Origin of the sequence: Nocardia sp. CA-151230, from assembly GCF_050942175.1 — a bacterium.
Lineage (GTDB): Bacteria > Actinomycetota > Actinomycetes > Mycobacteriales > Mycobacteriaceae > Nocardia.
Genome location: NZ_CP192061.1, coordinates 3,934,425 through 3,960,989 on the forward strand (window position 1 = coordinate 3,934,425; position 26,565 = coordinate 3,960,989).

28 protein-coding genes and 2 pseudogenes are annotated in these 26,565 nt (G+C 64.3%); 14 read left to right on the top strand and 16 right to left on the bottom strand.

Annotation, left to right across the window (positions count from 1 at the left end):
- The first annotated feature begins 23 nt into the window (after positions 1-23).
- Positions 24-401, top strand: a complete 378-nt coding sequence (locus ACQP1O_RS18390; RefSeq protein WP_433566976.1) for a nuclear transport factor 2 family protein — start codon at positions 24-26, stop codon at positions 399-401.
- Positions 402-867: 466 nt separating this feature from the next.
- Positions 868-2,607 carry an AMP-dependent synthetase/ligase gene (locus ACQP1O_RS18395; RefSeq protein WP_433566977.1) on the top strand — a complete coding sequence of 580 codons (1,740 nt, stop codon included), beginning with the start codon at positions 868-870 and terminating at the stop codon, positions 2,605-2,607.
- A 73-nt stretch (positions 2,608-2,680) separates the two neighbouring features.
- Here ACQP1O_RS18395 and ACQP1O_RS18400 read toward each other — a convergent pair whose 3' ends face one another.
- The gene (locus ACQP1O_RS18400) at positions 2,681-3,214 is read right to left on the bottom strand and encodes an integrase core domain-containing protein (RefSeq protein WP_433566978.1); all 534 of its coding nucleotides are present in this window, start codon (positions 3,212-3,214) and stop codon (positions 2,681-2,683) included.
- 227 nt (positions 3,215-3,441) lie between these two features.
- On the opposite strand from ACQP1O_RS18400, the gene ltrA reads away from it, so the two are divergent.
- Positions 3,442-4,716 carry a group II intron reverse transcriptase/maturase gene (ltrA, locus tag ACQP1O_RS18405; RefSeq protein ID WP_433560408.1) on the top strand — a complete coding sequence of 425 codons (1,275 nt, stop codon included), beginning with the start codon at positions 3,442-3,444 and terminating at the stop codon, positions 4,714-4,716.
- Here ltrA and ACQP1O_RS18410 read toward each other — a convergent pair.
- The 5 genes and pseudogenes from ACQP1O_RS18410 to ACQP1O_RS18430 form a co-directional block, all read right to left on the bottom strand.
- Complete coding sequence (locus tag ACQP1O_RS18410; RefSeq protein ID WP_433560407.1) at positions 4,647-5,459, bottom strand: IS3 family transposase; 813 nt, start codon at positions 5,457-5,459, stop codon at positions 4,647-4,649. The two genes, ltrA and ACQP1O_RS18410, sit on opposite strands and share 70 nt — an antisense overlap.
- Positions 5,456-5,638 (bottom strand): hypothetical protein, encoded by a 183-nt coding sequence (locus ACQP1O_RS18415; RefSeq protein ID WP_433560406.1) that lies wholly within the window; start codon positions 5,636-5,638, stop codon positions 5,456-5,458. Before ACQP1O_RS18415 ends, ACQP1O_RS18410 begins: the two co-directional genes overlap by 4 nt.
- Positions 5,635-5,754: a transposase gene (locus ACQP1O_RS18420; RefSeq protein ID WP_433560405.1), complete on the bottom strand. Its 120-nt coding sequence runs from the start codon at positions 5,752-5,754 to the stop codon at positions 5,635-5,637. The genes ACQP1O_RS18415 and ACQP1O_RS18420 overlap by 4 nt, the downstream gene beginning before the upstream one ends.
- Before the next feature lie 451 nt (positions 5,755-6,205).
- Positions 6,206-7,588: an IS1380 family transposase gene (locus ACQP1O_RS18425; RefSeq protein WP_433566979.1), complete on the bottom strand. Its 1,383-nt coding sequence runs from the start codon at positions 7,586-7,588 to the stop codon at positions 6,206-6,208.
- Positions 7,589-7,769: 181 nt separating this feature from the next.
- Positions 7,770-8,109, bottom strand: a pseudogene (locus ACQP1O_RS18430) (transposase); the annotation flags it as partial.
- 205 nt (positions 8,110-8,314) lie between these two features.
- Between ACQP1O_RS18430 and ACQP1O_RS18435 the strand changes: the two are divergent.
- The 3 genes and pseudogenes from ACQP1O_RS18435 to ACQP1O_RS18445 form a co-directional block, all read left to right on the top strand.
- Positions 8,315-9,175: pseudogene (locus ACQP1O_RS18435) on the top strand (IS5 family transposase); the annotation flags it as partial.
- A gap of 822 nt (positions 9,176-9,997) precedes the next feature.
- On the top strand, positions 9,998-10,492 hold the full coding sequence (locus ACQP1O_RS18440) for a hypothetical protein (protein ID WP_433566980.1): 495 nt from the start codon (positions 9,998-10,000) through the stop codon (positions 10,490-10,492).
- A 545-nt stretch (positions 10,493-11,037) separates the two neighbouring features.
- Positions 11,038-11,622: a DUF7691 family protein gene (locus ACQP1O_RS18445; protein WP_433566981.1), complete on the top strand. Its 585-nt coding sequence runs from the start codon at positions 11,038-11,040 to the stop codon at positions 11,620-11,622.
- A gap of 166 nt (positions 11,623-11,788) precedes the next feature.
- Here ACQP1O_RS18445 and ACQP1O_RS18450 read toward each other — a convergent pair whose 3' ends face one another.
- Positions 11,789-12,658, bottom strand: coding sequence for an alpha/beta fold hydrolase (locus ACQP1O_RS18450; protein WP_433566982.1), 870 nt, complete (start codon positions 12,656-12,658; stop codon positions 11,789-11,791).
- Between the two features lie 112 nt (positions 12,659-12,770).
- On the opposite strand from ACQP1O_RS18450, the gene ACQP1O_RS18455 reads away from it, so the two are divergent.
- Together ACQP1O_RS18455 and ACQP1O_RS18460 are read left to right on the top strand one after the other, a co-directional pair.
- Entirely contained in the window at positions 12,771-13,172 is a 402-nt protein-coding gene (locus ACQP1O_RS18455; RefSeq protein WP_433567722.1) for a winged helix-turn-helix transcriptional regulator, read from the top strand.
- Between the two features lie 1,515 nt (positions 13,173-14,687).
- Complete coding sequence (locus ACQP1O_RS18460; RefSeq protein WP_433566983.1) at positions 14,688-15,449, top strand: dienelactone hydrolase family protein; 762 nt, start codon at positions 14,688-14,690, stop codon at positions 15,447-15,449.
- A 113-nt stretch (positions 15,450-15,562) separates the two neighbouring features.
- Here ACQP1O_RS18460 and ACQP1O_RS18465 read toward each other — a convergent pair whose 3' ends face one another.
- Positions 15,563-16,654, bottom strand: coding sequence for an epoxide hydrolase family protein (locus ACQP1O_RS18465; RefSeq protein ID WP_433566984.1), 1,092 nt, complete (start codon positions 16,652-16,654; stop codon positions 15,563-15,565).
- Between the two features lie 37 nt (positions 16,655-16,691).
- Here ACQP1O_RS18465 and ACQP1O_RS18470 point away from each other — a divergent pair, with 37 nt between their 5' ends.
- The gene (locus ACQP1O_RS18470; RefSeq protein WP_433566985.1) at positions 16,692-17,252 is read left to right on the top strand and encodes a TetR/AcrR family transcriptional regulator; all 561 of its coding nucleotides are present in this window, start codon (positions 16,692-16,694) and stop codon (positions 17,250-17,252) included.
- 589 nt (positions 17,253-17,841) lie between these two features.
- Here ACQP1O_RS18470 and ACQP1O_RS18475 read toward each other — a convergent pair.
- The 6 genes from ACQP1O_RS18475 to ACQP1O_RS18500 all read right to left on the bottom strand — a co-directional run bounded on the left by ACQP1O_RS18475 (position 17,842) and on the right by ACQP1O_RS18500 (position 21,960).
- Positions 17,842-18,528 carry a DUF3558 family protein gene (locus tag ACQP1O_RS18475; RefSeq protein ID WP_433566986.1) on the bottom strand — a complete coding sequence of 229 codons (687 nt, stop codon included), beginning with the start codon at positions 18,526-18,528 and terminating at the stop codon, positions 17,842-17,844.
- Between the two features lie 691 nt (positions 18,529-19,219).
- Positions 19,220-19,441: a hypothetical protein gene (locus ACQP1O_RS18480; RefSeq protein WP_433566987.1), complete on the bottom strand. Its 222-nt coding sequence runs from the start codon at positions 19,439-19,441 to the stop codon at positions 19,220-19,222.
- Between the two features lie 232 nt (positions 19,442-19,673).
- Complete coding sequence (locus ACQP1O_RS18485; RefSeq protein ID WP_433566988.1) at positions 19,674-20,141, bottom strand: hypothetical protein; 468 nt, start codon at positions 20,139-20,141, stop codon at positions 19,674-19,676.
- Between the two features lie 43 nt (positions 20,142-20,184).
- Positions 20,185-20,394 (bottom strand): hypothetical protein, encoded by a 210-nt coding sequence (locus tag ACQP1O_RS18490; RefSeq protein ID WP_433566989.1) that lies wholly within the window; start codon positions 20,392-20,394, stop codon positions 20,185-20,187.
- A gap of 66 nt (positions 20,395-20,460) precedes the next feature.
- Positions 20,461-21,177, bottom strand: coding sequence for an LppP/LprE family lipoprotein (locus ACQP1O_RS18495; RefSeq protein WP_433566990.1), 717 nt, complete (start codon positions 21,175-21,177; stop codon positions 20,461-20,463).
- Positions 21,178-21,498: 321 nt separating this feature from the next.
- On the bottom strand, positions 21,499-21,960 hold the full coding sequence (locus ACQP1O_RS18500) for a nitroreductase/quinone reductase family protein (RefSeq protein ID WP_433566991.1): 462 nt from the start codon (positions 21,958-21,960) through the stop codon (positions 21,499-21,501).
- 479 nt (positions 21,961-22,439) lie between these two features.
- Between ACQP1O_RS18500 and ACQP1O_RS18505 the strand changes: the two genes are divergently transcribed.
- Positions 22,440-22,727, top strand: a complete 288-nt coding sequence (locus ACQP1O_RS18505) for a hypothetical protein (RefSeq protein WP_433566992.1) — start codon at positions 22,440-22,442, stop codon at positions 22,725-22,727.
- A 746-nt stretch (positions 22,728-23,473) separates the two neighbouring features.
- Here ACQP1O_RS18505 and ACQP1O_RS18510 read toward each other — a convergent pair.
- The gene (locus ACQP1O_RS18510; protein ID WP_433566993.1) at positions 23,474-24,097 is read right to left on the bottom strand and encodes a TetR/AcrR family transcriptional regulator; all 624 of its coding nucleotides are present in this window, start codon (positions 24,095-24,097) and stop codon (positions 23,474-23,476) included.
- A 226-nt stretch (positions 24,098-24,323) separates the two neighbouring features.
- Here ACQP1O_RS18510 and ACQP1O_RS18515 point away from each other — a divergent pair, with 226 nt between their 5' ends.
- From ACQP1O_RS18515 to ACQP1O_RS18525, 3 genes are all read left to right on the top strand, one after another.
- On the top strand, positions 24,324-24,752 hold the full coding sequence (locus ACQP1O_RS18515; protein ID WP_433566994.1) for a DUF2871 domain-containing protein: 429 nt from the start codon (positions 24,324-24,326) through the stop codon (positions 24,750-24,752).
- 70 nt (positions 24,753-24,822) lie between these two features.
- Entirely contained in the window at positions 24,823-25,191 is a 369-nt protein-coding gene (locus ACQP1O_RS18520; RefSeq protein ID WP_433566995.1) for an antibiotic biosynthesis monooxygenase family protein, read from the top strand.
- Positions 25,192-25,296: 105 nt separating this feature from the next.
- On the top strand, positions 25,297-25,446 hold the full coding sequence (locus ACQP1O_RS18525; RefSeq protein ID WP_433566996.1) for a hypothetical protein: 150 nt from the start codon (positions 25,297-25,299) through the stop codon (positions 25,444-25,446).
- Here the strand turns inward: ACQP1O_RS18525 and ACQP1O_RS18530 are convergent.
- On the bottom strand, positions 25,432-25,848 hold the full coding sequence (locus ACQP1O_RS18530) for a zinc ribbon domain-containing protein (protein WP_433566997.1): 417 nt from the start codon (positions 25,846-25,848) through the stop codon (positions 25,432-25,434). The genes ACQP1O_RS18525 and ACQP1O_RS18530 overlap by 15 nt on opposite strands.
- On the opposite strand from ACQP1O_RS18530, the gene ACQP1O_RS18535 reads away from it, so the two are divergent.
- Positions 25,749-26,042: an alpha/beta hydrolase fold domain-containing protein gene (locus ACQP1O_RS18535; RefSeq protein WP_433566998.1), complete on the top strand. Its 294-nt coding sequence runs from the start codon at positions 25,749-25,751 to the stop codon at positions 26,040-26,042. The two genes, ACQP1O_RS18530 and ACQP1O_RS18535, sit on opposite strands and share 100 nt — an antisense overlap.
- Positions 26,043-26,565: the final 523 nt, after the last annotated feature.

Below are 26,565 nucleotides of genomic sequence, written 5' to 3' on the forward strand. Positions count from 1 at the left end.
TACAACGATCGGAGCTTCCCATCATGACCACTGAAACTCGCGAACTGTTCGAGCGCTATCACGCGTGCTGGGTGGACCGCGACCCGGACCGAATCGTCGAACTCCACACCGCCGACTCGATATTCCACCTACATTCGGGCCAGGAACCTGCACGTGGCCGGGCAGCCATCCGAGAGGCCGCGGTGGGCACCTTCGCCCTGCTTCCCGACCTCGCCTTCCACCAGATCTCGTGGCGCGGTGGAGAGGATTTCTGGGCGGTGCAGTTCCAGATGATCTGGACCTCGGCAACCGGCAATCGTGTGTGCGTCGACCTCGCGGATTATGTTCTGATCGAGAACGGCGCAGTCAAGGAGAAGCACTCCTACGTCGACGGGGTCGCCATGCAGGCCGCTCTGGGCTGAACCCCCGGGCGGATTCGGCGTGCCTGTGGTCGACGACATAACAGTCGATGCAGGCCACGCCAGATGCGTCGCTGCCGGCGCTGAGCGGCCGGCCATCGGTCGATAGCCCGGACAAGCCCGTACCGCGAGCGACATGAATACCATGTTTCGAGACTCCTATGTCCGTCGCAACCGTGGTGCTGCGATGGACGTAGGAGTTTTCTCGATTGGTAGAGCTGGTACTGCGCACAAGATCCACGGCGTCCAGATCGCCGAGCCTGCGCGCATGTGCGCCGTCATCCGATACAGGAACGTTCGCGAAGTTCGTCGTCCTGAAAATGCGTGGTCCGCCCGGCCAAGCGTGAGCGACGTCAATTTCCGTCAATGAAGAATCTCCCACCGGGTGGATAGCGACGACATTCGGGGGTACCGATTTTCGGTGGCCTGACCGCAGCGTGTTGGAGTCACTACGGATAAAGGAGTCCATATGCCGAAAACAGAAACACCCGGTGCGGCAACCGATCTGCCTTACCTGAACAGCGCGCGGACGGTGTGCGATCTTCTGCTGGCTACTGCGGCGGTCAATAAGGACAGGATTGCATTGCGATCCTATGAAGATGGCGTCCAGTGGACATACGGAGAGGTGATGGCTCGCATTGGGGCGATTGCCTCGCGGCTACAAGCTGTCGGTGTGACACACGGCGTGCCGGTTGCTCTCATGCTGCGGAACCGACCTGAGTTTCACGTCGTCGACGCTGCCGCGATGCTGCTGGGTGCCGTGCCATTCAGCATCTACAACACCTTGGCTCCCGACCAGATTCGTCATGTGTTATCCGATGCCGGACCGGACATCGTAGTCACGGAGTCGGTCTTCGTTCCCGCCCTGCAGGCTGCACGAGAGTTGGGGGCCCCGTTCGGCCGCTTGTTGGTCATCGACAAGGCGGTCGACGGCTGCGTGGATCTGACTGCGGAACTCGAGGCCGAGGAGACAGATTTCGACTTCGGCATAGCCGCGGACGTCGAGCCCGACGACCTGCTGACTCTGATCTACACGTCAGGTACGACCGGCCCGTCGAAGGGCGTCGAACTGACACATGCAGGAATGCTCGCGCAGCTTCGAGGTGTCCATATGGCTATGCCATTGCCCAGTCGCGGACGGCAGGTCAGCTTCCTTCCCGCTGCTCATGTGGCGGATCGATGGACATCTCACTACTCAGCGTTCATGACATACGCCAACACCGTCACCTGCGTCGCGGACTTGGACAATCTGCCGACCGCTGTCGGCAAGACCAAGCCGACAGTGTTCCTGGCAGTACCCCGCGTTTGGGAGAAGTTCAAAGCGTCGATCGAGGCGGCCTATCCAGATGACCTCACGGCGGACGCCGTGGAACCGGACCTCGCGGCCAGCATGCGACAGAAACTGGGACTTGCCGACGCCGCTTGGCTGATCACCGGGGCTGCCCCGACACCTCGCGCGGTGATTGACTTTTTCGTTCGTCTCGGCCTTCCTCTGTGTGAAGGACTGGGGATGTCCGAGACATCGTGCGTCGTCACCGCGAACACGCCCGGATCGCTGCGCCCCGGAAGTGTGGGCCGGCCGATCGAGACCGTCGAGGTGTCGCTGACCGAGGATGGCGAACTCCTGATTCGAGGCCCGCAGTTGATGCGTGCCTACCGCGGCCGGCCCGAGCAGACCGCTGAGGCGATCGATGCCGATGGATGGCTCCACACCGGCGATATAGCGCGCATCGATGCGGACCGATTCGTATGGATCGTGGATCGGAAGAAGGAGCTCATCATCAATGCGGCGGGCAAGAACATGTCGCCGGCGAACGTCGAGATGGCGATCCGTTCGGCCGGCAACATGATTGCCCACGTTTGTGTAGTCGGTGACGCGCGCCCGTACAATGTTGCCTTGATCGTATTGGATCCTACGACCACCGGTCCGCTGAATGCCGGCGATCCGTCGCTCCACCCCCACGTCCGTGAGCAGATCGAGCGCGCCAACATTACGCTGGCCCGGGTCGAGCAGATCAAGAAGTTCCTAATTCTGCCGCGGGAGTGGAGGAATGGTATCGAGCTCACTCCTACGGGGAAGCTCAGACGCCGTGTCATCACCGAGATGTACGCATCCGAAATCGAGGACCTCTACAGTTCAGCGATCGAGTTTTCCTGGCCCAAATATCGCGCCGCACCAACGAAATCTCAAGGGGCGGAACTCCCGTAACACCGACGCAAAGGCGGACAAAATCTCGCCCTGAGGGGCCGGAAGGATTTCGGACAGCGGATCTTTGGTTTCTCTACGCTGCCTGGTTCCGTTCGAACCACTCGGACTCTACTTCGTTGGGTGTCCGATAGTCAATTGCCGAGTGGAGCCGAATCTGGTTGTAGCGCAACTCGATATAGCGTGTAATGTCGCGTCGAGCGTGTTCACGGGTCGGATACTCGGTGCGGTTCACCCGCTCGTTCTTCAGGGTCCCGTTGAACGATTCCGCCCAGGCGTTGGTGTGTCCTGATAGGTGATAGGGAGGTCGTGATGTAGAAGCGCGAATCTTGTTGTTGCCGTGCTGTTGTGGAGATGAAGGTAGGTCCTTCGGCATCGGTATGCAGGTGCAGGTGTCAAACCGCCCCGAGCTGCTGCGGTGAATGAGTCGTGGTGGTGAGCGTCGTGGGAAAAGCCTTGCAAGACAGGGCAGGTAGGGGCCGAGAAGGCGAACGCGAGTGAACCACTGATGACGTGTCGTTAGGCCAAGTGACATCGAAACCGGGGCCTTAATGCTGTTCCGGGATGAGCCAGACGGGTGCCTGCTGATTGGTCTGGTGGTGTCCGGCATGAAGGTGGCGCGAGCTCGGTCCGGGCTTCACAACGGAACAGGAGAACTCCTCGACATGAAATGGTGTCCGCTGGTTGAGGTGGACGCGAGACGGGTGCAGAACCCGGTGGCCTGTCAGGAGGGCGGAACGCCCCGTAGTAGTGATGAAGCTCCTGTAATGGGGGCGGAGCGAAGGGGGCGTGTTGTTGGGTTTCGATCGATGATCAACCAGTAATGGGAGGAATCTGATGACCGAGACGAGATCGGTAGGCAAGCCGTTCGATATCCCGAAAACTCTGGTGTGGAACGCATATCAGAGGGTCAAGGCCAACAAGGGAGCGGCTGGTGTGGATGGGCAGTCGTTGGCGGAGTTCGAGCAGGACGAGAAGAACAACCTGTATCGGCTCTGGAATCGGCTGTCTTCGGGAAGCTATTTTCCGCCGCCTGTTCGGGCGGTGGAGATCCCGAAGCATGGTGGTGTTCGGACCCTTGGGGTTCCGACCGTCGCCGATCGAATCGCTCAGACTGCGGTGGCCATGGTGCTGAATTCCGAGGTGGAGAAGGTGTTTCATCGGGATTCGTATGGTTATCGCCCGGGCCGGTCGGCGTGGGAGGCGGTGGAAACATGCAAGCAACGGTGTTGGCGACAGCCTTGGATTGTCGACCTCGATATCCAGGGATTCTTCGACAACGTTCCGCATGATCCCATCGTCGCCGCTGTCGAGAAACACACCGATCTGCCGTGGGTTCTGCTGTATGTGAAACGGTGGCTGATCGCGCCGATGCAGCAGGCCGACGGGACGCTTCTATGGCGGGACAAGGGGACTCCGCAGGGATCCGCGATTTCGCCGTTGTTGTCGAATCTGTTCATGCACTACGCTTTCGATGCCTGGCTGGATCGGGAGTTTCCGTCGATCAGGTTCGAGCGGTATTGCGACGACGCTGTAATCCATTGCGCCAGTGAGAAGCAAGCGGAGTTCGTCCGTGATGCGATCGGGCGCAGGTTGGGTCAGTTCGGTTTGAGTCTGCACCCGGAGAAGACCCGGATCGTGTATTGCAAGCAGGAGGGTCGTGATCTGGATTTCCCGGTCACGGAATTCACCTTTCTGGGGTTCACGTTCCGGTGCCGGGCCGCTCGCTTGCGGGACGGGAGGCTGAAGTCAGGCTTCCTGCCCTCGGTGAGCAAGCAGGCGAGGAAGAACATGGCCGCGGCCATCCGGAACTGGCAGTTGGGTCGCTGGACCGCGCTGAGTTTCAAGGAAATCGCCGCGATGATCAACCCCGTTGTGGCTGGCTGGATCAACTACTACGGGCGCTTCTACAAGTCCGATCTGATCCGGTTCCTGGAGCGACAGATCAACCCGTTTCTGGTGAAATGGGCAGTAAGGAAGTACAAACGGTTCCGCCGCGCACCCAGGAAAGCTCGGAAGCAACTCGCCGAGATAGCGTCGGTTTATCCGGGCATGTTCGCGCACTGGAAGCACGGCGCATTGCCTACCGGTTCAGCAGCGGGAGCCGTGTAACGGGAGACTGTTAAGCACGGTTCTGAGAGCGGCGGTGGGTGCGATTCCCGCCGCCGACTCACCTCAAAGCACGTACCGGTACGGCCTACAGAACGCAGCACGCCGAGTTCCTTTGCCGCGGTGGCGAATTCGGAGGAAAGATATTGACTGCCGCGGTCACTGTGGAAGATTGTCATCCCTGGGGTGAAGGTCGAATTCTTCGCGGCCATATGCAAGGCGTCGGTGACGAGTTCGGTGCGCATGTGATCGGCCATCGCGTAACCGACCACTTTCTTGGAGAAGCAATCGAGCACCGTCGCCAGGTACAACCATCCTTCCCAGGTGCGGATATAGGTGATGTCGCCGACCAATTTCGTCCCGGGAGCATCGGCGGTGAAGTCGCGGCGCACCAGGTCCGGCAGCTCGGCCGCATCGCCGGCGAGGGTGGTGACCGGCCGGAACGGGCGTGGCTGGCACGGCACCAAGCCCAGCTCCCGCATGATCGCGCGGACCGTGCCCGGGTCCACGACCGTGCCCCACCGGGTCAGTTGGGCGTGGATGCGCCGATAGCCGTAGGTGCCGTCGGAATGTTCGAAACAGAACTGGATTTCGGCGGCGAGGATTTCGCGGCGCTGCGCGGTGGCCGAGGGCTCGCGCCGATACCAGTCGTAGTAGCCCGATCGCGAGACCTTCGCCCACCGGCACATGTCCACGACGGAATAATTGCCTTCTTCGGAGGCGATGAACGCGTACTTGACACTCACCGGTGCTTCTTCGCGAAGAAGGCCACCGATTTTCCCAAGAAGCGGTTCTCCTCCTCCAACTCCCGCACCCGCCGCTCCAGCTCCTTCAACCGGGCACGCTCGGAGATCGACAACTCCGAATCGGTGACATGCGCACGCCGGAAATCGCGCACCCAGTTCCGGATCGTCTGATCGGTCACCCGCAATCGCGAGCGACATCGGCGACCGCCCGCGACTTCTCCACCACTTCCCGGGCCGCAGTCTCCCGAAACTCGGGACTGAACTGCCGCGACTTCGGCGACTTCTTCTGTGCCACAAACAACTCCGTTCAGTTCCCCAGATTCTACTTTGGGGGCACTGTCCGAAGATCTTCAGGCACCTCACCCATCGTCTCCCGCGTGATCACCAGCCGCGACAACAGCTGCCCTTCGACGGCCAATTGCTCGGACAGCTATCCGATCCGTTCTCGCGGCTGCTCGGCCCGATCCCGGGTCGTGGCCTCCCGCCGCTACAGCTCCTCCAGCCACGACGTCGGCGACTCGTTCTAGCTCTTGCCGCGGCTTTCCGCTCGGCTCGAGAGCCGTTCGGGTACCTAGCCTCGATCTTTCTCGGGGTGTCCGGCCTGGTCTGATCGGTTTCGGATTGGTCTTGGGCCGCTGATCAGCGACCGGTGGGCAACGCAGGGTAGCCCGGTCAGCGGGTGGCTGCCGGGTTCCACGGGCCCGGGAGGAAGTCCTTTCGGTGATCGTAGGGATGGTTTGTGCTGGTCATCCTGGTTGCAGGCGGTTGAGGGCGGTCAGTAGCAGGCCGGTGCCGCGGTGATGCTTGGACAGGCGCAGGTGAACGCGGCGGGCGTGGCGGGCGAGCCGGGCGGGGATCGAGAACAGTTGCAAGCGAAGTGTTTTCGGTTCCCAGCGCCGGGCAGCGTGGTCGTGCAGACCGATGGTCTGCAGCCAGGCCGTCAGATCGAGGGCGAGTGCGACGATCGCGACCCAGATCCGATTCGCGTCGAAGGATTTGAACGGCAGGTTGCGTAGCCCGGTGGCTTTCGCGCCGCGGATGCGGTCCTCGCAGCGGGCGCGGCGGCGGTGTCGTAACTCCAGGTCGGGGAGCTGGCCGCGGCGGGTGTTGGTAACGAACGCGGTCAGTCGCAGCCCGTCGACGTCGGTGAACCGCAGCTGCGCGCCGGGGTGCGGACGCTCTTTGCGGACGATCAGTCGCATGTCGTCGGGCCAACCGTCGAGGTCGAGCATGTCGGTGACCTCGGCGACCCAGGCGCCGTCGCGGACGTCGCCGTCGGCGTCGTAGGCTGGGGTCCAGACATCAGCGGGGATCTCGTTGACCGCTTCGACGATGGTGTCGGTGAGGGTGAATCCCAGCGAGTACTGGACTCTGCGGGCGGTGCAGTAGTCGACGAAGTCGTGGGTGCCGCCGCCGGAATCGGTGTGCACCAGCACTTTCCGGCCGACACGGTAGTCCGGCCGCCAGGGTAGTTGCGCGATCGCGGCGGCGAGGACCCGTTTGTGGTCGGCGGCGGTGTTGGCGCCGGCGTTGCCCGGTCGCAGCAGCTCCGCGAGGGGCTCGCCGGTGCCGTCGAGTCCGTGATCGGCGAACGCCAGCAGCGGGTGGAAGCCATAGCCCTTCTTGTATGTCGGTGCCGCGCATTCCTTTTCCGAATGCGAGTCGAGCAGGGTGGCATCCAGATCGATGGACAGCGGGTCGCTGGCGGTGATCGCATGATCCGGCGCCCGATCACCGGCGGCCTGCCAAGCCGCCGCGCGCGCGGCGGCGCGAGCAGAAGCGATGGCGGCCAACGCTTTCGGCGCATCGGCGGCCAGTGTGCTGATCAGCCGGTGCACGGTCGGGTCCGAGGCGACGTGCCCGAACACCTCCGGCTCGCCGCGCAACAACGCCACATCGGCGCCACAGTCGCCGCCGATCGCGACCATCACCGCCAGGTCCAGCAGGATCTTCCCCGGATCATGGACGGACAACGGCTTCCGCCACGGCACCAGGACCTGCGACAACGCCCGATCGAGGCCCACTTTCACCGCGGTCCGCAGCAGCGCCACCGCTCCCGCCTGCGACACCACACCTGTCCCGTTCCCGCCAATTTTCAGCGACGGGTACCACGACGTAGACTCCCTCACCAGAAGGGTGCTCCTCAAACTGCGTATTCGGTCCTAAGCAAATCGAATTATCGCAGCTCAGAGCACCTTTCGCCATTTCAGAAGACCATCCGAGCAGAACAGCATGATCGGTCGAGGCTAGTAGGACTTTGTTAGGTCGAAGTATGTGTGGTGGCAGAGCGGGCAGGTTCCGATCCAGATGGCAAGTGCGCGTTGGAGTTTGCGGAGCATGCCGTAGAGGGTCAGTCCTGCCCGCCTGCTTTTGGGGCGGTGAGCCGCAGGGTGGTGAGGAACAGGTGGGCGGCGGTGGTGAGGGTGGCGTGATGATGCCAGCCGAGCCAGGAACGGCCTTCGAAGTGGTCGAGACCGAGGGCGTCTTTGAGTTCGCGGTAGTCGTGCTCGATGCGCCAGCGGATTTTGGCGAGTCGGACGAGGTCGGTGATGGGTGTGTCGGGTGGCAGGGTGGACAGCCAGTAGTCGGTGGGTTCGCTTGCGCCGGTGGGCCATTCGGTCAGCAGCCAGAGCTCGGGGAGGGTGCCGTCGGGGTCAGCGGTGATGGTGCGTCCCGGACCCCGATGGTCAACGGTGTAAGAGCCTGGTGACAAAGGGTTTGGTCGGTAAGGGCCGGCTCGCCGAGATGCCTTGAGCGGGAGCGTGTTCGGAAGAATCCGGGCGATCAACCCGTGAACGAGGCGGGCTCCTGGTAAGCGAGGTGTTGTCTACGCACAACGCCGCCCAGGAGCCCGCCTGTCTGTCTACACGCCAACGCCCCCAAGCGCCAGCGGTTGTGCCTCACCGGGCTGTCGATGCCACGCCCGGACACGGTCGTATCCATCGGATCTCACCGACACCGAATGGGCGGTCCTCGAGCGCGAGGCGCGGGCGGTGATGACCGAACTCGTTCGCGTGTCGGGTCGCCCGATGGTCCACGATCTGCGAGCCACACTCGACGCGATCGGCTATGTCGCCCGCTACGGCATCGAGTGGCGCGCCCTGCCGGTCGATTTCCCGCCGTACCCGGCGGTGTACGCGTTCTTCACCCGCTGGTCCGATCGTGGCCTGCCCGAACGCCTGGCCGGACGGCTCCGCGGCCGGATACGTGCCGCCCTCGGCCGCGGTGAACTGCCCACCGCCGCATGCATCGATTCCCAGACCGTGCGCGCCGCCGAGACCGTGTCCGCCGGGGCGTGCGGGTACGACGCGGGCAAGAAGACCAAGGGGCAGAAACGGCATATCGCGGTCGACACCCTCGGGCTGCTGCTGACGGTCATCGTCACCGCGGCCTCGGTACAGGACCGCGACGGCGCCCACCCGCTGCTGGCGCGGCTGCGGGAGAAGTTCTCCGCCCTCACCCTGGTGTGGGCAGACGGCGGCTACGGCGGTCGGCTCGGAGTATGGGCGAATTCCGTACTGTCACTGACGGTGTCGATCGTGAAACGTACCGACGACGTGGCAGGGTTCGTGGTGCTGCCGCGCCGGTGGGTGGTCGAGCGGAGTTTCGCGTGGCTGACCCGATACCGGCGGCTGGTGCGGGTCTACGAGCGTGACCCGGCCCATCACGAGGCGATGATCTGGTGGGCCACAGTGCATCACATGACACGGAGGTTGACCCGGGAACTGGCCGGCATCCCACCAGCGCGCCGGTGGGGTGCCGGTCCACCGCTACCGGAGCTGGTCAGTGCCGACGCGCGGGGCAAGGTGGTGGAACTGATCGCCGCGCAACCGTGGCGGGCGTGGAAGGGCACGGAACTGGCCGCGATTGTGGGTGTCGACAACGTCAACAGTTTCCGGGTCCGGTTGTCGCAGTGGTCACATCAGGGCCATATCAGAAAGCTCGGGCCGGCCCTCTACGGGCCAGCCCTGGCCACCATTTAACCCTTTGTCACCAGGCTCTGAGAGTTGGGGTGCATGCGCATGTTCATTGCCTCAGGTTGTGGTGGCTGATTGCAGAAGTCGGCGTCGCGAAGCCCAGGCTGATCATGAGAGATGTTGCAGAGCAGAGGTTTTGCGCGCATTCCGGCGTGATTGCAGGGCGAGAGGTGTCGTAGATCAAGGGTGTGAGCAATGATGTCGACACCCTCGCCACTGCACTGTATGTCACTACCGACGACCTGTTGACCGTCACCACTCGGGCGCGTCACGGCTTGCTATAGTTGTTTGCTATAAATTGGTATCGGCGTAAGCGGGCGGCCGTGGCCGGTACCGGCAACCGGTCTGGTAAGGGAGATTCCTTGGCCTGCAACGACTTCGACCGATGTCTCTGCCGAGGAAGCCGCGAACGTCCTCATCGATATCTGGTACCCGGCCCTGCAGACCCCCGGAAACTGGGGGCACACCTATCTGAAGCGGTGTCATTTCAAATGATGTGACCGGCAGATAGGCTGCCGACACCCCGCGACGATCCGGAACAGGCAAGGAGATCTACCCCCGATGAACGTGAAAAGGTTGTCCCGCAATGGATTCAGCATCGCTGCCGTAGCGGCCGCCGCCACGGCCGGGCTTGCGATGGGAGCAGCCCCCGCCTCGGCCACCCTCGTCTCCACCCGGACGGATTGCCAAGGTGGTGCGATCGACGGATGCTCCGGAGCATTCATCATCGTGCAAGCGACGACTTCGGCTCCCGTAACGATCGTGGTCAACGGAGTCACGCTGGGAGGCAGCCCCTTTGCGTTGACGCCGTGCTGCAACGGCGTCAACGGCGCCAACTACGGTGTCGTCGTCCAAATCGCGGCCGTGAACGGAGACCAGCACGTTGTCGTCACGCAGAAGGACTCCGATGGCACAACCAGTCAGGAGTCGGCCGACTACGACTACATTCGCAACATCCACATCGCCGGAAGCTCCGCCATAAATGGAATCGACACGTTCCTGAATGGGTTTCAGACCGGCAGCAGCGGTGGCCACGTCGTTCCCTGGCAGATGTAGTTCACAGCTCGACCGAGCCGCTCGTGCGGGCAGCGTTGTCCGAGGATCCGCCGGCAGTTGCAGACGCGCTACGGCAGCAGGCGGGAGATGGAGCGGCCGGGCCTGCCGCCGCCGATGTATCCGGACGCCCGTGTTCGGAAAACGATGCGCGACACCTCCGGTGCCGGGATGCGAATCGGCAGGTTGTGGCCCGAGTCCGGGTGTCGAGAAACGTGTTTCGCGGTGGGCTGTCGTTTTTCGGTACCTCGGCACCACACTCCGACGTGACGCCGAAAAGTGTGACTCGCAGCGGTAGATGGCAATGTTGTCAAACCCTCAGGTGGCGCCGGCACCCGGAACCTGGTGCGGCGCAGAACGTCCGCTATTGCCTAATGCCGCGTGCCGAATCGTGCGCAGGCGAGCTGATCGTGGTGCACGTAGCCGCTCGACTCCGATCATGGAGGGCCACAGTGGAATCGGCTGTCACGCACCTCCAGGCCGTGTCAGAGGCAAGTGCTACGGTCTGGTCCGGTTACTGAACGGATGGGGAAATCGTGGGTGCCAGCATGCAGGCCTACAGCGTCGACGCGAAGGCGTTAGGTCGGATGATCGGCAGTGCCAACCGGGAGTTGTTGGAAAACTTGCTGAATGAACTCGCAGGTGAACTCGACTATCTGGATGATGCAGCCAAGGCGTGGGGGGAGCTGGTCGCCGCCCGGCAAGCATTGACGAAGATGATCCTCGAGCCCAACTACTTGAATGACATCCCCGATCTTTCCGACGACGCCGCGATATACATCTACGTCTTCAAGATGTTGTGTGATCGCTACGGCACATCGCTGGACAGCGGCGCATACACCATGAGCTCCGACTGGCTCGGCACAGTGGAGGAAGAGCTCGGCGCCGTAGGTGTGTGCTGCGAACCTAACGAATACTTTGCGGGCGGAGCGGATTTGCCGCTGCCCCGCGCGTTCCCCTTCCCGATCGCCGGATGCATCGAGTTCGATGCAATGGCCGAGATGCGCGAGGAGATGGAACGGGCACTGTCCGCAGACGTCGATTCCGACGTGCTCGAAACCGTTGCTGAACTATCCGAGTGGGCATACGAGTGCCTGAAGGAGCGCCGGGATCTCGTCTGGTTCTTCTTCTGACCTTCACATCCCCGGGCTGCCTCACTGGCAACGTACTCATCTGCCGCATACCGCGCTGACCGAACCGGCCAGCGCGGGGCGCCGGCGGCCGGAACCTGGTGCGGTGCAGGACGTCCGCTATTGCCGAAGAGGGCGTGTCGCATGGCGGGGCTTTGCGATTGCGTGATCAGGCGGGTCGCTCGGCGGCGAGGAAGGGCGTCATGAGGTTGAGCAGTTGCTGGGGCCGGTCCAGCGGGATGATGTGACCGCAATCGGGAATGACGTGCGCGGTGAGGTTTTCGGCGATGGGGCGTAGCTGTCGCGCGAGCGCGTCGCCGACCGGGTGGGCGCCGAGCGCCAGGGTGGGTGTGGTGAGCCGGCCGGTCGCCGCGGCGTGGTCGATCTGGTGGGCGCTGGTCGGTAGCGCACGGTAATAGGAGAAGGCGCAGCGTAGGGATTCGTGTCCGGTGTAGGCGTCGACGAACGCGTCGCGGATATCGGCCCGCACGCCCCGGCCGCAGGTGCCGGTGGTGAGAAACCATTCGATATACCGTGCCTCTTGGCCGAGTAGGACCGTTTCGGCGAGGCCTGGGACGGCATGGAATCCGAACCACCACGGCGGGCCCGCGGCGAGGAAGTCCTGGGCGCCGGGGAGTGCGCCCAGCAGTGCTTCCATGACCACCAACCGTCGTACTCGGTCGGGGTGGCGCAGGGCAAGCAGGACCGCGACCGGGGTGCCGGCATCGATCGCGATCACGGCCGCGGTGGGTTCGCCGAGGGCATCGAGGATCCCGGCTGTATCGGCGGCCAGTGTGCCGACGTCGTAGCCGTCCGGCGCACGGCTGGTGTCGCCGAATCCGCGGAGGTCCGGGGCGATGACCCGGTAATGCGCGGACAACGGCCCGATGATCTCGCTCCACAGTCGCCAGGTGTGCGGAAAGCCGTGCAGCAGAACGACCGCGGGACCGGTGCCGGCAACGGCGACATTGGCGCAGATGCCGTTGGTCTCGATCCGGCGCAGCTCGATCGGCGCGGCATGAGGCGGCGTGCGGGACATGGAACCTCCTAGCAGTTACCATCTGTTACCAGCGAACGGTAGGTAACCGCAGTTGTGCTGCCAAGACGGCACTTTGGCTACAGGTGGTGAGGTCCAGGTGACTACTCGATCAGTGCACGCGAGCGCCACCTATCGCGGTGATCTGTTCGATTGCCGATGCCCGACACGTCAATTGCTGGACCGCATCGGCACGAAATGGACGTCGATGGCGGTCAGGGTCCTCGCACAGGCTGCCCCGGACGAGGTTCGGTTCGCCGAGCTGCGACGGCGAATGCCCGGTGTGTCCCAGAAGATGCTGTCAGTGACTCTGCGCAACCTGGTCCGGGACGGTCTGGTCGTCCGCCGAGTGGAGCCGACCGTGCCACCACGAGTGCATTACCGTCTCACCGAACTGGGCTTGTCCCTGGAGGTTCCGTTGGCGGCACTGCGGACCTGGGCGGAGGACCACATGGCCGAGATCGACCACGCCAACGCCGTCCACGACGCACAAGCCGACCTCGTCGCCAGCGAATAACGCTGCCTGTTTTCCAACGCACGCTCATGCCGTATCGCGCTGACCGATCCGGCCAGCGCGGGGCGCCGGCGCCCGGAACCTGGTGCGGCGCAGAACGTCCGCTATCGCCGATGACAGCGCATCTGTCGTACGCCGCGAACTTGGACTGATCAGCCGCACTCATCGTCGTCAGGCAGTTCTGGCGTGAACGCAAGCGACGTGCCACGGCCTGCTCTCCGACCAGGTCGCCATCACCGCCAGACCCGATCGGCGATGTCCGGTCTCCTCGTCGACTCGGCAAACTGCACCGTCGCAGTGATGAAAACCCTGGCCGACCATCGGAGCTCATGGGCCCCGATCACCACCATTCACATCGCTGACGGGAAGGTCGTCAATATCCGAGAGCACGGATAGCTGACTCGCGGACACAACGAACCACCCGACACGAGTAGGGGTTCCTCCATCAGCCAGTGTGGCATCTGCAGCACTTGGCCTACAGTCAGCACTGTCCCGGGCCTTGCAGACGACGGTGAACAATTCGGGTCAACCGTGGGCGGCCTCGATCATGGCCCGGCCCGCGATGAACCACCACACGATAGACAGTGCGGCAGTTCCCAGGGTTGCGGCCAGGATTCGCCAGAGCGGACCTGGTTCTATGACGGGCCGGTCGTCTGGAATCCCACGGAGTTGGTTCCACCGCCACCGTCGGTGCGCCCGTGCGGAATTCACCGCCGTCTCGGGAAACAGGCCGAGCGTCAACCCGAATCCGCGGGTCGCGCCGATCCCGCCGCCCCCGACCCACGCGACGCCGATCGCAACCTGGCCTATCGTCGCCACGCCGATCGCCCACTGTCCCACGGCAATTCCGCCCCGAGCGAGTTGCCCTATCGCGACAACCCCGGTCGATGCCTGACCGAATGCGATGAAGCCGGTCGCGATCTGGCCGATCGCGATAACGCCGGTACCCTGCCGGCCCACCGCCACCACTCCGAACGCCATCGGCCCCGAAGCGAGAAACCCATACGCACCAGGGGCAACCGCGAACAATTGCACGACCGGAGAATACGAGGCCAGACGCGCCGTCGCGCGTCGTCGCCCTGGGCCCGCGGGCCGTTGCCCGACATCGCGGTGCAGAAAAGGTTCCGGTAGTAATCGTCGAGAATCCAACGAAGTTCGGTATATCCACTGGTAGAGGCGATCTAGCGCTGGGCCTCCTCGGACCCGGCGTCACAACCGATAGCGCCCCCAGCTGCGGTTACTCCGCATATCCGCCCGATTTTCGGCGAGTACTATGGCGACTACGAGTGGCGACGGCAACCTCGAAGTTGACATCGATCCTGTCCGGTGGGCTACGGTGTGAGGCGATGACTACCGGGACGGCGTTGCGCCACACACGGATTGGTTACCCGGTGCTGTTCTGAGCGCCGCGCGGGCCGGTGTCGGCCCGCTTGTCGATCGAGGATTCTGCGGTATTGCGCGGGCTCCGCCTTCGTCGTGTTGATCACAGGACATCAACTACGACAGAAGGATTCAACGATGACTGCAACGCACGGTATCTCGGTAGACGTGCAGACACCCGATGGTGTCGCCGATGCGTATGTCGCCTACCCCGACGACGGCGCCGCCCATCCGGGAGTACTGGTGATTCAGGACGGTTTCGGACTGCGGCCCAGCCTGCGGTCGCTGGCCGATCGTATTGCCGCCCACGGCTACACCGTCCTGCTTCCGAACGCCTATTACCGGCACGGGCGGGCGCCGGTGATCGAGCTACCGGACTTCATCGATCCGGTACAGCGGCCGGAGATCTTCCAACAGGTCTTCCCGATGATCCGCGAACTGACACCGGAGCTCCTGCGTTCGGATACCGGCGCCTATCTCGGATGGCTGGCGGCGTCGCCGCAGGTCTCCGAGGGGAAGGTCGGCCTTACCGGCTACTGCATGGGTGCGCGGCTGGCGGTGCTGGCCGCCGCCATGTTCCCCGATCGGGTTGCGGCGGTGGCCGGATTCCATGGCGGACCGCTCGTCACCGACACCCCGGACAGTCCGCACCTGACCGTTGGAAACATCACGGGGGAGCTGTATTTCGCACACGGCGGTGAGGATCACCACATGACTGCGGAGCACATTGCCCAGTTCGACAAGGCACTCGGTGCCGCCGGCGTCCGCTATCGCACCGAGGTCTACGAAGGTGCCCAACACGGTTACACCCAGGCCGATACTTCCGCCCACGACCCCGCGGCCGCCGAACGGCACTACCACGAGTTGCTGGCCCTGTTCGACCGCAATCTGCGCCAGTAGCCGAGGAAATGGGGGAGCGATGTAAGCGCCGGATCCTCGAGCAGTTGCACCACTACGCCCGAAGTGAACCCGCGGCCGCGAAACCGTCTACAGCTGGATCTCGTAACCAGCGCTTACACAGGACTCTGAGCGACTCGTGTGCGAGCTGTCCGCTGACGTTCCGTTTCGCCACCCAACTCGATCGCGCGGCGTAGGTCGTCGACGTAAGCTGCGGGCTGTTCCCAGGCGGCGAAGTGGCCGCCGGCTGGGTGTTGCACGTAGTCGGCAATGTTCAGGAAGGCTTCGGCGTAGCTGCGTGGCTCCGGTTTGAGGTCGTGCGGGAACACGGAGAGCACGGTCGGTGTGTCGATCCGGACGGGAAGCGTGCCCGGTTCGGTGTAGGTGGCGAACGACGTGCCGATCATGCCGGTGATCCAGTATGCGTTGACCCAGGTGAGCAGTTCGTCGGTGGTGAAGGCGGATGCGTCGGACCAGGATTCGAGTTTCTCGATGATCCACGCCGCGAGCCCGGCGGGTGAGTCGCCGAGGGCGACGGCGAGGGTGTTCGGACGCGTCGACTGTGTCGAGATGTATCCACCCTCGGTCCGGAACCATTGCGCCGCACGGTCGAGGTAGGCGACCGCGTCGGGCGAGAGCTTCGCCCGGTCGGCGGTGAGCGCACGCAGCGGGGCAATGTTGGTCAGGTGCAGGGCGGCCACTCGATCCGGATGTTCGCCGGCCAGGATTTCCGCGACCGTACCGCCCACGTCGCCGCCGGACACCGTGTATCGCGAATAGCCGAGCCCATCCAGAGCGTTCGCGACGATCGCGGCAATGCGATTGACCGACATACCGGCTGTGGTGAGCGGGGTGGCGAACGGGAACCCCGGCAACGCGGGAACCACCACGTGCATGTCCGCGAGCAACGGCAGGACGCGCTCGAACCGCAACACCGAATCCGGCCAACCGTGCAGTAGCACGACAGCAGGGGCATCGGCGTCCGCGGACCGCTGGTGGATCACCCGCAGTTCGGTATCGTCCACTTGCACTGTCACCCAAGGGAACTCGCCGATGCGGCGTTCGTGGGTATCCCAGTCGTACCCATTCGCCCAGCGGTCGAGCAGTTCATCGAGTCGAGTGCCGGTGATGCCGCGCGTTCCGTCGTCATTCCACGGCGTCGTGACCCGCCGCGTCCACCGGAGTCGTTCCCGCGCCTCATCGATCATGTGTATCAGTGTACACATAATGTGTATCCTCGTACACATGACTCTTCGCAATGCGGCCGCTACCAGGCAGCGGATCTTGGAGCACGCGCAACGCCAGTTCGCCGAGCACGGGTTCACGGCGGTCACGGTCAAGGGCGTGGCCGACGCGGCGGGTGTGTCACCCAACCTCATCACCCGCTATTTCGGCGGCAAGGACGGCCTTTTCCTTGCGGCAACCCAGGTGGAGATCCCGGTCTCGGACTCGTTCGACGGCGACCGCGCCACCCTGGGTTCGCGCCTCGCGGCGAGCATCGTCCAGCGCTGGTGCGATGCACCAGGGCAGGACCCGCTGCTTGTGCTGCAACGCGCGTCCGGCGAACGCCCCGAGGCGGCAGAAGCATTGGCCGCGTTCCTCGATTGCAACTCGCTGGAGCCGCTGCACCGCTACCTGCGCAACAGCGGCCTGGACGACGCGGACGCCCGCAACCGCGCCGCCGCGATCGATGCCTTTGTGCTCGGCGTCTCGACCCGCCGCCGAGTCCTGCGAGCCGAACTCGGCGACCCCGCCGATCTCCAGGCTTGGCTCGGCTCAACCATTCAACGCCTCGCTGACGGGTGATGCTGCACAACAGTCGGATTCACGCGCCCGATAACCCCGGTCAGCCGTCGGCTGGACTCCTCCGACAACTCGCGACAGTTGAATACGAGATCTCACCGGTCCGGAACCCCGCCCTGTCACGGCGAGGGCCGCCACGCCCCGCGCGACCCCGAGCGACGTTGACCGTTCAACCAACCGTCCGTGCTGCGATGTGACCGTGCGTGCCCGGTCATCGAGACCGGCTGTTGCTCGGGGTGGCCACCGACATCTCAGTCATCGTGTGGGTGTCCGGATCGCGCAGGAGCCTGGTGAGCACCAACAAGCTCAGAAGCAGTACGGGAATGTGCACTTGGATGGATCATTGGGGCCGAAGATCGCTGTGATCAGCCCGTTGATCACAGCGTCGGCCACTCCTGATCCCGTACTGAGTGCGACGTTCCGTGCGCCGACAACGGTCTCGGTAGCAACCTCGGGCTGTGCGGCGGCCCCGGCGGTTGCGGTCGTCGGGGCGGCGATCACGATCCCTGCCGTGATGACCAGTATTGTCTTTCGAATCATTGTGCGCCCTTTCGTTTTTCACTCGGTATATCCGCTGAGGCCGATGGTGCGGTCAGGGCAGTGACCTGAACAGGGCGGCTCCGACCCGATTCGCATCGGCGCAAGGGTCGCCCACGTCGGTCTGCACGCGCGTGTTGTGCACCAGGAACTCGATGCTGCCGAATGCGGCCGGTGTTCCGACATAGCAGCCCTGCTTGTGGGTGTCCTGCGCCGCTCGGTATTGGATCACCTGCCGGCCGTAGTATTCGGTCCTGCGCACATCCTGGTATCGCGCGGGTTCGAGCTCGACCGGCAGCGGCCTGTCGTAGGCGGTGATGAACAACTCGAAGGTCCGGTCGGCGGATTGCCACTTGCAGCTCCGCCCGGATGCACGCTCCTTGGTCGCCGTGTCCAATCCTGCTGCGGCGAGCGCAGATTCCGACAGCGAGCAAGCGTCCCACACGGTACTTGTCGCGGAAGCCGTAGTGGTGGACGGACTTTCAGCCGCAGTGGTGACGGGCGCGGGCGTGCCGGGTGCGGCGTTCGCGGGTTTGGTGGCGCCATCGTCGCCCGGACCGGGTTGCGGCGCAGCCGATGCCCCGTCGGTACGGGTCGTGGTGGTGGCAGCGGCACCGGTCGCCGACGTAGATCCGCCAGGGCTGTGCGAGTTGTCCACGGAGGTGGTGCCGCAGCCCGCGAGCAGCACGACCGCACCACATGCCAGGGCTGCGAGATAGCTCCCGACAGACTTGCTTGTCATCGCGGATTCCTCCACCGCCGGGGTTGTCGGCACTCTGCGGGGCCTTGATTCGGCATGATCAGCCGCAGGATGGTGCACACGCGAAACTCGATTCAACGTGAAAATGCCTTTCGTGCAATGGTTGACGGTCGGCCGATTTCTCGGCCTGGGACACTGCTCAACAACGTGGTGTATCGGTCCCGCAGACTGCCTCTGGGCCAACGGGCCAGCGATCAGGCATCAACCTCGGATCTGCCTGCGTCACCCTCCAATTCGCTACACCACTGACTCGCGGCAGCCGGGTACCTCCGGCGTGACCAGCGTCGGTCCCGCAACCGCGAACATGACACCAGCGCGCACCGAGAACTGTTGAAAACTCAGACTTTTCGGACCCACGGTCGATTCGTCGGATGAACCGCGGCAACCGTTAGCAACATGTGCTGCCCCCAAAACTCGGGGCATGCGGCGGGAATCGCGGACGAGAGATCACCGTGTCCCGGTGGAGCTTTCGGCACGGGTACCAGTATTCGCACCGCGAAGAGGGCGGGGTTCCGGTAGTAATCGCCGAGAATCCAACGAAGTTCGGCATATCCCCTGGTAGGGGTGATCCAGCGGTGGTGCCTCTCTAGACCCGGCATCACGACCGATGGCACCCTGAGCTGCGGTTACACACCTGGTCATCCGACTCGCGAGATCTGTCGAGGTTTCGTAACTAGGACAGGGCAGCCCCGGCATCCGTGACGGTAGAGCGATGGTCGGTGGAGTCGGCGGAGCCGTCATCGGCTGCCCGATCGGAGCGGTCACGGGTGGTTTGGCCGCTGTGCCGACCACAGCGGCGACGCTGTCGCTGCCGGCCGCGGCGCTCGGCTGCCTGATCGGTGCCGGAACGATCGGTGGCGTCGGTGCCATCGTCGGAGGTGCGGTCCTCGGACACTGCCCGAACCGGGCCCCGCGCCACCGACCGTGGCGCCTTACTTCACGGCAGGGGCCAGGGGCCTCTCGCCGGGTCCCGGTTCTGCTGGGCCGCAAACAGTTCCGCGGCACCTGCCGGGAAAGGGGTAGCGGCCTGGCCGGAGCGCACCCTGAACCGAACCCCAAAGGGTTTATCGCAGGCCGTGGACCCCGGGCCAGGCTCACCGGCTACCGCGAGGAAGTGGCAGACACGGTCACCCCCAAGGGGGGTTCCGGTCCAGTTCGCGGTGCGTGTGGTCGTCGATTCCCTCGGCGGGCCGCAGCCAGTGCACCGGGACACGCAGGGGCTCGGGTAACCCCACGGGTCGGTCGTGGTCGTCGAGCAACCGTCCGCGCACGCGGTAGTCGCCAGAGGGCAGGCCCAGCGCAGTGAGCGCGGTGACCTGCTCGTCGGTCAGCGCGACCTCGATGCTCGGGCTTTCGGTGATCGGTCGCCCCGCCACCATGGCCGGGCTGCTGGTCGAGTCCACTTCGGTGACGGTGAGCCGGAAACGGGTACCGGTCATCCACCACCACGCCGACGCCGGCGTGCCGGGTTGTTCACGGTCGGGATCGCGCCCCTGCGAAATCCGGTGCGGAATCAGCACCACATAGGTTTGCCCGACCACGACGTCGCGGGCCCGCATGCATTCAGCCTGCGCGTCCACATCACTGCTGGTCAAGCCATTGTCGTTGGTTTGCGCGCGATGACTACCGGGAGCCTCGTCACACCGGCGCGATGCCCGCCACCGTCGGCGGCGGGGAAACCGTGATCGGTGTGGCGGCCGGAAGGCCGGGTCGTTCGGCCGGCCGGCCGGCCGGCCCCTCGAGTTCGTCGGCGCCGGGTGTCCAGTGGCCGCGGCGGGCGTCGATGCCGTCGAGGCGGCGGTGGGTGCCGTCCTTGCTCGGGTTGAGACCGACATCCCTGCACGGCACGCGGGTGCTGGTCCAACTCGCCGATGCTCTGGATGGGCCCGCCCGTCCGGAGCATCGGCCGGAGACTCAATTGCTCGGCGGGAACTGCCCCTTCGCCACCACCTTGCCACCCGAGAGGGTGAAGGTTACCACGCTGGGGCCGCCGCTCGGGCAGCACAGGGCGTCACTGGGTTTCGCCCACTTGTACTGCACCGAGACGGTATTCGCGGTCTTGCCGATGACTTCGGTGTAGCCGTAGGGGTTGGATGTCGCGGTGCCCAGGTAGGTGCCGTTGGTGAAGAACAGGACATGGGTGTAGGGGTGAATGTTGCCTGATTCCACCGTCATCCACGACAGCACGCCATCGCAGCCCGCCGAGATCGGGTCATTGCTCGCCGACGGATTGCCCCATCCGCCGTTCGTGGTCGGGGCGAGACTCTTGATCGCCGAGTTGGCGAGCCCGGAATTGAGGTCGAAGCACAGTCCGTGGCCGCTGCCGTTGGGTGCCGGATCTGTGGTCGCCGGCACGATCGTGGGCTGCGGCGTGTCGGTCGCGGCACTGGTGGCAGGGGCGGGCTGCGGCGAATTGGCGTCGCCCGCAGGCGGATTGCCGTCCTGGCCGCCCGGGGCCTGGGCGGGCGGCGGAGCCGACTGGTTGCCCTGCGCCGGTACGGTCGTCGCCTGGGATGCGGCGACTGTCGTGCTCGCTGTTCCCGCCTGGGTCGACGAGCTGCCCGAGCATCCGCTCGCGGCCGCCATCAGGGCGGTGGCGAACGCGGCGAACAGCACTGATCTGGCCTTCATATTTCTCCTCGCATCGATACGCCATCCCCGACTTCCATCCACACGGAAGGACAAACTGGTCATCGGGTCCAGTCGGGCAGGCGTTATCTGCGCTGTGCGGGCGGGATGCCCCAAAAGCCAGGGGCACGAACACAATTCACCCACACCGCTGGGCCGGGCCCAATCTCCCGTCCTGACTCGATCGTCTCTCGGTACCACACCTTCCAGCCGCCCGCGGGGCTGGCCGGCCAGGTATCGCAGTTCGGCGTCGGTGAAAACGATGGTGTCGCTTCGGTGCGGGTGCGGGTGAGGATCGGCGCCGTTGCCGCCGATCCTGCGGTGTCATTGCCGGGGTGTGAGGCGGATGATGGGCAGTTGCCGGTCGGTTTTGCGTTGGTATTCGGCGAATCGCGGCGCGGCGGTGACGATTTGTTGCCAGGCGTGTTCGCGTTGCGCGCCGTGGAGTTGTTCCGCGGTGACATCGTGGGTGTGCCCGGCCAGTTCGATGCGGACTCTGTCGGGGTTGGCGGCGATGTTGTAGTACCAGGCGGGGTTCTTCGGCGCGCCCGCGGCGGAGGCGACGATCAGCCAGGTGTCGTCCTCCCCGGGGAACCACCCGACGGGGGTGTGGCGTTCGGCGCCAGTTTTGCGGCCGACGGTGGTCAGCACCAGGGCGTTCATGCCGCCGAAGAACATGCCGCTTCTGCGGATGCGTTTCTCGGCGAACCGGTTCAGCCATCGCATCAGCGGCCCGGCGCCGGGCTGGCGGGCACCGGTGGTGCCGTTGTGGGTATCGAAACTCATTGCGGCCCTGCCTTTCTTCCTGGGTCGTATGGGTCTGTCGAGTCCCGGCGGCCCCGGGGAACCGGGTGTGGCTTTCCGTTGCGCTGCCGGTCGCGGCTCGGGACGCTTGGCCGCAGTGACCAGACTCAACCCTCTGTCCAGCCTGATCAGAGGCTGTGCCGAGCATGCCGAGGAGCCGAATACCTGCCAGCTCCATCACTCGCAGGGTCGATGCGCCTGCCCGCGCCCATCCTTCGGACACCGCAATCCGGACACGTGTGCAAGCCCATCGCAACACCACACGGTGTGACATCACAAGATGTGACAGAGGGGTGTCATTGCTCGGATGTGAGGCCGACCGCCACCGGCATCGACCCAGTTCCACTAAGCGAACCTTTAGCAATCTATCGGGAAGGGCTGATATCCGCCTATATCCTCCATTTTCGTCGAATTAGAGAAGGTATGGTCCATGCGGCGGGTAATCAGCTATCTTTCAGTGCATGGATGTTCTGCTCAAGGTGCCGGTTCTGGCCTCGGGGGAGGACACGGGTTTGACGGTGGACGTGGCCGAGGTCGGTATCGAGCGCCCGGCCATCACCGGCAGGGTGTATGTACGTCTGCTCGATGGGTCGTCCTACCACTTGCCCGACGCGCTCACCGGTTGGGCTATGGCCCTTCTCAGTGTTCAACACGACCAGCACGCGCACACCACGTCGTTGTTTCCCTGCAAGGTCGAATTCGGTGTCCGCGAGGGTCGCATGTATGCCCAGATCCTCGGACAGACCTGAAGGCCGCCGGCTGCGCCGCAGCGGCAGGGCCGCTGGCAGGGAGTCCGGTTGCTCTCGAGCCTTTTGCCCACGCCCACGCCGTCAAGCGCCAGGCGGTGCCGATCTTACGAGGTGCCACGGTGAACACGGCGCCGGTCTGCGTCACCCACCCGCCGCGAAGGGTGTAGGAGAAGGTCGCCACAACAACGACATACCCGTAGTCGACCGTGACATCGACCTGCCGTGGTCGACGAAGATCGATGCGATGGTCGCAAGCCCCGACGCGCTCGCGTTCTGCGAACGCACCAGCCACCAGTCCTCACCGGCTGGTGCCCCCAGTGCGGCGGCGGCGCCTGGAAGCAGGCGGCCAACCCGTGGTGCCCCTGTCGCTCACACTCACCAGAGCCGGGGGGCTGCTGATCGGAACCGTGGACGGACGGATCCTCGACTGTTCGGTCGAGTAGGGCTTCCCGCAGCCATCGCAGGTTCCTCCTCCGGCGAACAATCCGTGCCGCTACCGACCCTGTCTCCACACATGCTGGCCGACAGTCAATCTCACGAACGCACGCTAGCCGCATACCGCGCTGACCGAACCGGCCGGCGAGGGGCATCGGAAGATCAACTGGCCGTATCGATCCGAGGCCGGCGGAACGTCCGCTATTGCCGAATTGAGTGTTTTTCGGGAGGTCGGGCGTCGGTCCCGTCTCATCTGGTGGAGGTCGCCGCCGTGGTGAGTACCTTGCCGGCGGTGTGCAGAAACCGTGTGCTCAGCCGACTTCCGGCTCCGACTCCAACAGCAGGAGTGCGAGTGTGTTCGTGAGCCATTGCTCGTACTCGGCGGGCTTCCAGCCTGCCTCGGTCACCAAGCTGTGATAGACGTCGTCGGTCATCAACGCGACAGCCACGTCGGTGCCGTGGGCTCCGACGTGCTGGCCGGTTTCCCGGATCTTCACGATCATCACGTCGATCGCGATGCGGTTGCGCTGCATGGCATCAGCCCTGGCGTTCGCGATTTCAGCGTCGATACTCGCACCGGAGTGCAGCAGGGCAAGGATGTCGCCGCACCGCTCGCGAACTTGACGGCTTCCTCTGGCCATCAGTTCGATCAACTCCATGGCGTCGTCGAGGTTTTCGGACTCGGCACGCAAGTCGAGCAGTCCCGCTTCCTCCTCGAGCAGGTCGATCAGCCCGCGCAACACTCCGGCCTTGGAACCGAAGTGCGAGTAGATGGTTTGCGGCACGACCCCGGCCTCGCGAGCGATGCTGCGAACGGACGTGCCGGTGTATCCGCCTTCCGCGAAGAGTCGGCGCGCGGTGGTCAAGATGGTCCGTAGCGTCAGCTGTTCACGCCGCTCACGCAAGGGGACCACGCCGGACTGCTCCGCTGACATCTCCGCACCTTCCTGTTGACCAACCTCACCTGCGACGTGTCAGCGTATCGAGCCCCTCGGTGCCGACCTGCTCGTACCGCGCCGACCACAGGCGAACGTTGGTCTATTTATTAGATCATTGTTCCATTTGGCTGTCATCTGTTCTAGTGTGATCGGCATGGTGGCCGACCGGCCGGAAGGATCGGACCGGGCTGCCTACGGATGGACCACTCCGACAAGGACCTCGATGAAGCAGCTCTACTACGCAGTGACCCTCTACACCGCGCTCGGACTGGTATCCGGGTTGTTCTATCGCGATTTCACCAAGGCCCACAATTTCACAGGAAAGACCGAACTCGCGATCACGCACACTCACCTCCTGGCGCTCGGCACTTTATTCTTCTTGATTGTGCTGGCACTGGAGAAGCAGTTCACGCTTTCTGCGGAGCGACTCTATGGCTGGTTTTTCTGGACATACAATGTCGGCGTCCTGTGGTCGGTGGCATGCATGACCGCAATTGGCATTCGTACCGTACAGGGTCATTCGCCCGAGAGCGGGCTGCTGGCCCACATGGCCGGTGGCGGTCACATCCTCTTGACCGTGGGATTCGTTGTCTTCTTCATCTGCCTGTACAGGCCGGTGACGGCTCGCCAGGAAAAACCGGCCCACGTGTAGACGATCGATCCCAACGCGGTGCAGATGCCCCAAGCTTGCGAACGAAGCAGAAATGAAAGGTTGAAGGAAGATGATTCAGTTCGGAGCGCTCGATACTGCGGTTCCGCTCCCCGTCCAGCTGCAGGAGAACGTCGGGCCGATTACGGTGATCAACACATTTTTCGTACCGGCCGAGTTGGCCGCTGACTTCTTGAAGATTTGGGCCGAGGACGCTGCCTTCATGAAATCGCAGCCGGGGTTCGTCTCCACCCAACTCCATCGTGGATTCGGTGGCAGCCGGCTGTTCGCCAGCATTGCCGTGTGGGAATCCTCCGCGGCGCTGTTGGCCGCCTTGTCCAACCCCGAGTTCCAGCAGGGTGCGGCGAAGTATCCCGACGGAATCGTGACCTACCCCTCCGCCTTCCAGAAGGTCGCCATGGAGGGGATCTGCGGCGCCTGACGAGGGAGCTCGCCTCTGGGGCAGACCGTGTCAACGGTCCGCCCCAGAGTTGTCAAGCCTTCGCCGACCTCGCCACCCCGGCTCCCCGCGACCCGAGGAGGCCGCGTGAAGACGCTCTTCGTCTCCTGCCGCGTCACCGACCTGGACCGCTGCCTCGGTGTCTACACCACCCTGGGCGACGTCGAGCTGGGCAGGGCCGACAGCGGCGACGGGAGTCAGCTCGTGATCCTCGAGTTCCGTTCAAGAAACGCGTGATTCTGTTTCTTGACCTGCCGGGTTGCCCCGGCGGGGTTGGCCCGCGACCGTGGTTTCGGGTCTTCCCGTGGCGATACCACCGCCGCGCGAGCGCGGTCTTACACGGTTTCCGGCGGGCATGTTTACCGTCCCGACGCAACTCGCCGTGGACACCGACGCCGCCAGATTGCGGGCGGCGTTCAGATCGCGATCCAGCACGAAACCGCACTGGTCGCAACGGAATACACGCGTGGGGCCATCGGGCACGGCCGGATCGGTAGAGCAGCACGTTGGCCGACCCGGGCCAACAACACGATCCGCGGGTGTCACCACTGCTCGCCGAGGATCTGCGCGGGCTGCCACCCGCCTACATCGCGACCGCGGGCTTCGACGTCCTGCGCGACAAGGACGAGGCCTACACACACAGACTCGCCGCCGCCGGAGTACCGGTCGCACTGCGCCGCCACAGCAGCATGGCCCACGGAATGATCGGTGCCACCGGCACCTCCCGGTCCGCCCGAGACGCCCTCCACGAAGCCGCCGGCGCCATCCGGGTCAGCCTCGCCTTCCACACGAGCCCGAGGACGGACACCGCGAAAACGACATCGGCCCGATAGCCCGCGACCGCGGGCAACATTGAGCCCCGCAGCAGCCCAGGATCATCATGGACCGTTGGTGTCTGCCGAACCTGCTCTACTGGCACATACCGCGCTGACCGAACTGGCCAGCGCGAGGCGCCGGCGCCCGTAACCTGGTGCGGCGCAGAACGTCCGCTATTGCCGATTATGTGATGTGGCAGGTGTCAGGATTGCTTCCTGCAGGATGCGCGACTCCACCGTTCGAATCTGCTGGCCATGCGGCCACGTGATACCACAAGTCGGGCACGACGACGACCCAGCAACACGCGAGAATGAATTCCCGGTACACCAATTGATTTCAGCAATCACTGCTGTACCTGGGTTCATTCAGATCTCGAGCGTCACGCACCCAACACCGGAGTTCTCAGGCGTTCACTCAGATGCACCAGACGACACTGCCGAGGGGGATGCACCACGTAGCTGATCCGAACGATCCGTCGACCGGAGTGGCGGAGGGCGACGGAGGTGCTGCGGTAGTCGAATCGGCAGTGGCCGCGGGCGC

What these genes read in the sequence shown, in the direction of transcription:
- ACQP1O_RS18390 (WP_433566976.1), top strand. Translation starts at nt 24, where the DNA reads ATGACCACTGAAACTCGCGAACTGTTCGAGCGCTATCACGCGTGCTGG.
- ACQP1O_RS18395 (WP_433566977.1), top strand. Translation starts at nt 868, where the DNA reads ATGCCGAAAACAGAAACACCCGGTGCGGCAACCGATCTGCCTTACCTG.
- ACQP1O_RS18400 (WP_433566978.1), bottom strand. Translation starts at nt 3,214, where the DNA reads ATGCCGGACACCACCAGACCAATCAGCAGGCACCCGTCTGGCTCATCC.
- ltrA (WP_433560408.1), top strand. Translation starts at nt 3,442, where the DNA reads ATGACCGAGACGAGATCGGTAGGCAAGCCGTTCGATATCCCGAAAACT.
- ACQP1O_RS18440 (WP_433566980.1), top strand. Translation starts at nt 9,998, where the DNA reads ATGAACGTGAAAAGGTTGTCCCGCAATGGATTCAGCATCGCTGCCGTA.
- ACQP1O_RS18445 (WP_433566981.1), top strand. Translation starts at nt 11,038, where the DNA reads ATGCAGGCCTACAGCGTCGACGCGAAGGCGTTAGGTCGGATGATCGGC.
- ACQP1O_RS18450 (WP_433566982.1), bottom strand. Translation starts at nt 12,658, where the DNA reads ATGTCCCGCACGCCGCCTCATGCCGCGCCGATCGAGCTGCGCCGGATC.
- ACQP1O_RS18460 (WP_433566983.1), top strand. Translation starts at nt 14,688, where the DNA reads ATGACTGCAACGCACGGTATCTCGGTAGACGTGCAGACACCCGATGGT.
- ACQP1O_RS18465 (WP_433566984.1), bottom strand. Translation starts at nt 16,654, where the DNA reads ATGATCGATGAGGCGCGGGAACGACTCCGGTGGACGCGGCGGGTCACG.
- ACQP1O_RS18470 (WP_433566985.1), top strand. Translation starts at nt 16,692, where the DNA reads ATGACTCTTCGCAATGCGGCCGCTACCAGGCAGCGGATCTTGGAGCAC.
- ACQP1O_RS18475 (WP_433566986.1), bottom strand. Translation starts at nt 18,528, where the DNA reads ATGACAAGCAAGTCTGTCGGGAGCTATCTCGCAGCCCTGGCATGTGGT.
- ACQP1O_RS18495 (WP_433566990.1), bottom strand. Translation starts at nt 21,177, where the DNA reads ATGAAGGCCAGATCAGTGCTGTTCGCCGCGTTCGCCACCGCCCTGATG.
- ACQP1O_RS18500 (WP_433566991.1), bottom strand. Translation starts at nt 21,960, where the DNA reads ATGAGTTTCGATACCCACAACGGCACCACCGGTGCCCGCCAGCCCGGC.
- ACQP1O_RS18505 (WP_433566992.1), top strand. Translation starts at nt 22,440, where the DNA reads ATGGATGTTCTGCTCAAGGTGCCGGTTCTGGCCTCGGGGGAGGACACG.
- ACQP1O_RS18510 (WP_433566993.1), bottom strand. Translation starts at nt 24,097, where the DNA reads ATGTCAGCGGAGCAGTCCGGCGTGGTCCCCTTGCGTGAGCGGCGTGAA.
- ACQP1O_RS18515 (WP_433566994.1), top strand. Translation starts at nt 24,324, where the DNA reads ATGAAGCAGCTCTACTACGCAGTGACCCTCTACACCGCGCTCGGACTG.
- ACQP1O_RS18520 (WP_433566995.1), top strand. Translation starts at nt 24,823, where the DNA reads ATGATTCAGTTCGGAGCGCTCGATACTGCGGTTCCGCTCCCCGTCCAG.